The organism is Kiritimatiellia bacterium (genome assembly GCA_028715905.1).
GTDB lineage: Bacteria > Verrucomicrobiota > Kiritimatiellia > JAAZAB01 > JAAZAB01 > JAQUQV01.
In genome coordinates, this window is the sequence record JAQUQV010000067.1 from 5,148 (window position 1) to 10,139 (window position 4,992).

General features: G+C 60.0%; 8 protein-coding genes. All 8 read right to left on the bottom strand.

Annotation, left to right across the window (positions count from 1 at the left end; translation table 11 throughout):
• A partial coding sequence (locus PHP98_10475; protein ID MDD5484051.1) for a hypothetical protein occupies nucleotides 1-738 on the bottom strand: 738 nt, incomplete at its 3' end.
• 199 nt (nucleotides 739-937) lie between these two features.
• Nucleotides 938-1,252 (bottom strand): hypothetical protein, encoded by a 315-nt coding sequence (locus tag PHP98_10480; protein ID MDD5484052.1) that lies wholly within the window; start codon nucleotides 1,250-1,252, stop codon nucleotides 938-940.
• Complete coding sequence (locus PHP98_10485) at nucleotides 1,230-1,640, bottom strand: DUF3277 family protein (protein MDD5484053.1); 411 nt, start codon at nucleotides 1,638-1,640, stop codon at nucleotides 1,230-1,232. The genes PHP98_10480 and PHP98_10485 overlap by 23 nt, the downstream gene beginning before the upstream one ends.
• Nucleotides 1,641-1,657: 17 nt before the next feature.
• Complete coding sequence (locus tag PHP98_10490; GenBank protein ID MDD5484054.1) at nucleotides 1,658-2,968, bottom strand: DUF3383 family protein; 1,311 nt, start codon at nucleotides 2,966-2,968, stop codon at nucleotides 1,658-1,660.
• A 52-nt stretch (nucleotides 2,969-3,020) separates the two neighbouring features.
• Nucleotides 3,021-3,572 (bottom strand): hypothetical protein, encoded by a 552-nt coding sequence (locus tag PHP98_10495; protein ID MDD5484055.1) that lies wholly within the window; start codon nucleotides 3,570-3,572, stop codon nucleotides 3,021-3,023.
• Entirely contained in the window at nucleotides 3,565-3,915 is a 351-nt protein-coding gene (locus PHP98_10500; protein ID MDD5484056.1) for a hypothetical protein, read from the bottom strand. Before PHP98_10500 ends, PHP98_10495 begins: the two co-directional genes overlap by 8 nt.
• 7 nt (nucleotides 3,916-3,922) lie before the next feature.
• Complete coding sequence (locus PHP98_10505) at nucleotides 3,923-4,369, bottom strand: hypothetical protein (GenBank protein ID MDD5484057.1); 447 nt, start codon at nucleotides 4,367-4,369, stop codon at nucleotides 3,923-3,925.
• Nucleotides 4,369-4,962, bottom strand: coding sequence for a phage head-tail connector protein (locus tag PHP98_10510; GenBank protein MDD5484058.1), 594 nt, complete (start codon nucleotides 4,960-4,962; stop codon nucleotides 4,369-4,371). The genes PHP98_10505 and PHP98_10510 overlap by 1 nt, the downstream gene beginning before the upstream one ends.
• Between the last annotated feature and the right edge of the window lie 30 nt (nucleotides 4,963-4,992).

Here is a 4,992-nt window from a genome sequence, read left to right on the forward strand (position 1 = left end):
CGGCAATAATTCGTTTCCCAGGTCGACCGACAGATCCTTGAAAGCCCCCTTCAATGATTTCAACCGACCCGCGAAGGTGTCCGTTTCCCGCGCCGCGTTGCCGATAGCGTCCTGCGATTGCATGACGATAGCCCGGAACCGCACCTGTGTTTTTCGGTTCTCGTCCAGCTGCTGGAACGTCCCCTGGAGGCCCATCTCCTGCATGGCCAGGGCCAGGGTGTTTTCGTTTAAGACGGCCCCCAGGCTCCGTGCGGCGGTATGGATCCCGGTGAGCGCCGATTGCATATTGTGCAAGGCGTCGGTATCGGCCATATTCTCAAACGATGCGATGTCGATTCCCATTTCGACGATCTCCCGGGAGAATAGCGCCGCCTCCTCCCGGGCCATGCCCATGCCGACGAGCAGGTTCTGCATTTCGGCTAAGTAGCTCATCAGGTCGTACTTCGACCGTCCGATGGCCCCGGCCATATTCGCCGCCCACTGCTCACTTGCGGCCGCCATGTCCTTAAAAACGACGTTAAACTTCGCGCCCATTTCCTCGGCCCAGGAAGCGGTATTAATCATCAACCCGCCCATAGCCATGAGCGGCGCGGTGATCCGGAGCATGCCCCACTTGCCGAACTTCTCTGCGCTTTTCAGCACATTGCTGAAGCTGTTCGACAGCTTGTTTACCTTGCTGTCCAGATCCTTGAGCCGGCGAACCGCGTTCGCGGTATTGGTTTCAATGGTGACGCTCAAGCGTCTTATGCGGGACATTTATTTCACCTTCTTCCGGGCTTCCGCGATAGCAATATCCAAGGCCGCGTTGGCTTCGAGCACGTCGCCCCAACTCATCTGATCGATATGGAGCACGATGCCGCCGTCGGAAAAAATGAGCCGCCACAGGGGCCAGTTGTCCCGGGCGGCGGCCAGGTATTGCGCGTATGCCTCTTCGCGTTCAAAGAATCGGCCGCCCGTGTTGAAAGTTGACGGCTTCGGCCACGACCTCCTCCAGTTCGGAGTAATCCTCGAAATCGTCCAAGCGCTTTTTCGGATCTACCACGATATGCTCAAGGATTTCGTCGATAAACTTCTCTTCGTTTAAATTGCCGTTTTTGGTGCATCTTTGCCGGAGCCGGACCCACTCCCGGGCCGGTATTTTTTGCAGCGTGTATTCAGTGTCGCCTACGGTCACCTTTTTGGAGCCGATGGCCACGATAAATACCCTCCTTTTTTTGCCCCTGCCTTTTTTATTCCTTGATGCTGACATCATAATCAGCGCACATGATCTGCCACTCCTGGCCGGTGATCTCTCGGCCGCGCTCCAGATTCGCCGGTTTGACGATCCAGCACTGCGAGCCCCCGACCATGGTTTGCGGCGTATTGCGGTCCACCACCCGGGCCGGGAACATCTCCAGACTCTTGGCCAGGTTATTTAGGTGCGCGTTTGAGGGGCTGGTGTGTTTCAGCGTGACGGTGATCATCCCAAGCGAGTTTGCGTTGCGCGCCCGGTCAACTTCTCCCTGCGCGCCGACGTGGGGAGTGTAATGATCCTCGTTTTTTTCACACGAAACAAACGTGCCCTCGGCGAAACCGGTCAGAAAGGCGTTGCCCACGACAACATTAACATCACGGGGATCGTAGGTCACGGAATCGCTCATTATGCTTTAATCCCTCCTTATACCCGGATTACGCCCTGGACGCGGACCGTATGGATGGCCCCCGCCAGGCGGAAGTCGAAATACACATCCGGTAGGTGACGGTTCGCCCGGTCGTTAACCGGAATGTCCAGAATTTCCGGTGCGGTGACCGTATATTCGCCGTTGCCGTCGTCATCCACGGCGATAATGCCCTGGCGCACAGCCAACTGCATGACTGCCTCCACCTCGGCCACCACCAGAGCGATGCCCCGGGAATCGTAGGGGACCTTAGGCGAGAGGAACAGCAGCCGGCTGATCCCTTCCGCCAGACGCGCCTCGACGAAGTCTTGGCTGCGAATCACATCAATAAACTCGTTCCCGGTGGTCATCCCTTCGGAAGTCTGCAGCACCCCGTACTTGCTCAAGTAGGTATTGCAGTTTGCCGCATGCAGATCGGCGAGTTGCGTGCTGCTTACCTCCGCCGCGGCAATCCCGGTCAGAGTCTTGAACTTCCAGGTGATCTGCCCGGGCAGGTACGGCGCGCACTTGCCCACCCAAGCCGCCTCCGGATGCAGGTCTGGATCGTCGTGCCACATGATTGCGGTGCGCTCGCTGGCCAACTGGCCGGCCAGGATCACCGTGTTGGCCACGGAGAGATTCGGGCGGACGAAATACAGCCGCTGATTTGCGGCCACCCAGGCGCTGACCGCCTTAATCTCATCCGGCCCGCCCTGGTCGGTTAAGAGGAAATACCAGTCGCTGCGAGAACGCATAAGCCGGTTGAGTGCCACCACCATGCCGCCGGCCAGGTCGTCGTAACCGCCCTCGAGGGTGCCGGTCACGGCGAGATCGTCCTTGGTGAACTCCACCTCCCCGCCGGTTACGACGGTATCGGCGAACCCTGTCGTCCCGTCGATCTCCGCAGCAATACTGGCAAAAGTTGGGGTAGCGTCGCCTACATCGATGGTCAGCGTGCCGCCGGTATAGGACGCGCTCAGCCCGCCCCCACCGGAATCGACAAATACCACCTTTACCCCGTTGCCTTTCGATTTGGCCAACGCGCCCTCGGAATCGGGGGTGATGGTGAGCGATGCCGTGCCGGCGGCGTTTTCGATAGTGACAGATGCTTCGTCACCCTCTGCCTCCAGGTCAACCCCGAATATCGCTACGCGCTCGGGCCGGGGGCTCTGCGCGAAGATCGCCTGGGCCATCTTGTAGACGTCGGTGCCCACGGCGAAGCCGGCCTCCTCCACCGCAGCGATATCGGCGCACAGGGTGTACGGCACATCGACGCCGGTACCGAAAAGCAGCGGCAGCCCGAAACCGAACTGGGTCAGCGGCTGGGTCATCCTGGTAATAACAATAGTCACGTCGGAATTAGGATCATGGACCACTGCAAATTCACTCCTTTCGCTGGATATCCGCGGTCTCAATAGTATCCGAGTACCGCGCAATACTGCTTGTTACCCGGAAGCGCACATCGAAGCCAACGCGGCGCTGCCAGGCGTCTATCAGGTAAGCGTCCCGGCTGGTAAGCGCCATTATTTCGGCCGGAATAATTCCCCGGTTTTTGAGCCAACCGTAGCCGTCCACCTCAAACCAGCGAATCGCGGCCAGGCCGATGGCATGGGATTGATCCCGATCTGCGGCATGAACGGTGAATGAGCAGACCATTTCGTCATTTGAGCGCCGGGTGATTCGCACGTCAGATTCAAAGTCCTTCGGCGGGTCGTGTCCCCACCTCGACGGGTCGTACGGCACGATCTCTTCAAATTCCGGCGCCCGCCCCGGTTCTGGAATGTAGAGCGATGTGAAGTTCATGGTGATGTACGGCTGCGGCGGTTCCGGCGCCTCCGGGTTGACGAATACCACCAAAATGCCGTCGTAAGCCTCCCGCAAGTACGCCTGCAGGCCGGCTTGGATGTTATTCCGGACGGCGGCGAAATCAAGCACCGGCCTCACCCTTCCGCGCCAGGATATACACCCGCAAGCCCGAGGCGTATGCCGAGTAGTCCTTCTCGGCGCGCACCAGGTAGCGCACACCGCGCGCCTCTACCTCCTGGCCCTGGACTAGGCGGCGGTGGATATACAGCTTACGGTCGTTGGCGGTGTAGGCGCCGCCCTCGGCCTGCTGTAACTCGTCGCCGGAGAGGGGCAGGATCGCACCGCGCACTATTTCGGTTTTTTCTTCACCGGGCGCGAACTTGCCATCCTCGCTCCAGGTTCCGTCGGGATTGCTAATGATAGCCACGACTGTCTCGTAACGCCTTAAAAACTGCTTAAAGTCCAGGGGCATGTCCGCTTCACCGCCCTATTATCCGCTGCTCCAGTAGCGCCAGGATTTTTTCGGATGCCCGAGAGGCGATCCGGCGCTCGTTCTCGTCGAACGCTTTCCTAAGCGGAGCGAGCTCCGGCATCACCCCCGTGCTCTTGCCGCTCTTATGCGCCCGGGGGGCGGTGCCGTATTCCACGATTGTTGTGTGCGGGGCTGTATTTTTGACCATCCCCACGTGCCGCGTCGCGGCCGTCTGCCGCACATCGGCCGCAATACCGGCCAGCAGGTTGCCGGTTCGCTGCGTGGTTACCTCTCCGTATTTCCGGCGCACCGCCTGCTCCATTTCGCCGGTAGCCTCAGCCACGACCGCGCCTATCTCGCCGGGCATCTCCCTGATCAGCTGCTGCAGGTCCCGGCTGAACAGGTCCAGGTCCCGTGTCGGATATTCCCGCCCGGCAACTCGCCGCGCCGCCATTACGCCAGCAGACGGCGGTACGGATCGATCAGCGCCCGAACCGCGGCGGGAATACCGCCGGCTGCGATCAGGTCGTCATAGCTCACCCGCAAGCCGTCCACTCCCTCGCTTTTAATTCCGGTCCGGGAGTCGGTATTGTATTTCATGGTGCACCAGAGCAGGCAGGCATCTTCGAGATCATATGGCAGGTTGCGCGTGATCGGGGGCTTCGCCTGGATGTTCTCCCCGCCGGGCAGCACGTAGCCGGCCGAATACACCACCGTGACTTCGTCGCGCCACTCTCCGTCCAGAAGAATCAGCGCGCCGCGCTCGGCCTCCAGGCGGTAGCTGCCTTCGGCCAGCAGATCGTCTCCATATGTCAGGCTGGTGACGGAAAGCACCGGATATGCAGACAGCAGGAGTGTATCAGTGTACGAAGGCCGGATAACTTCCTCGCGCTCCGCCAGAGCAAAGCTGCGGTTGCAGTACGATTCCATTGCGGCGCTAACGGCCCAGATTATGCGGTTGAGCATGTTGTCATGGGTATAGTCCGCCAGGTCAATACCCAGCTGCTCTTTCAAAGCGTTGAGCGTGGTCAGCTCGGTCGGCGGCACGAATTACACCCCCTTCGGCTTCCGGCTCCT

Bases quoted from the DNA above. Each gene is read 5' to 3' on its own strand.
- PHP98_10480 (MDD5484052.1), bottom strand. From the start codon at position 1,252: ATGATGTCAGCATCAAGGAATAAAAAAGGCAGGGGCAAAAAAAGGAGG.
- PHP98_10485 (MDD5484053.1), bottom strand. From the start codon at position 1,640: ATGAGCGATTCCGTGACCTACGATCCCCGTGATGTTAATGTTGTCGTG.
- PHP98_10490 (MDD5484054.1), bottom strand. From the start codon at position 2,968: ATGACCCAGCCGCTGACCCAGTTCGGTTTCGGGCTGCCGCTGCTTTTC.
- PHP98_10500 (MDD5484056.1), bottom strand. From the start codon at position 3,915: ATGCCCCTGGACTTTAAGCAGTTTTTAAGGCGTTACGAGACAGTCGTG.
- PHP98_10505 (MDD5484057.1), bottom strand. From the start codon at position 4,369: ATGGCGGCGCGGCGAGTTGCCGGGCGGGAATATCCGACACGGGACCTG.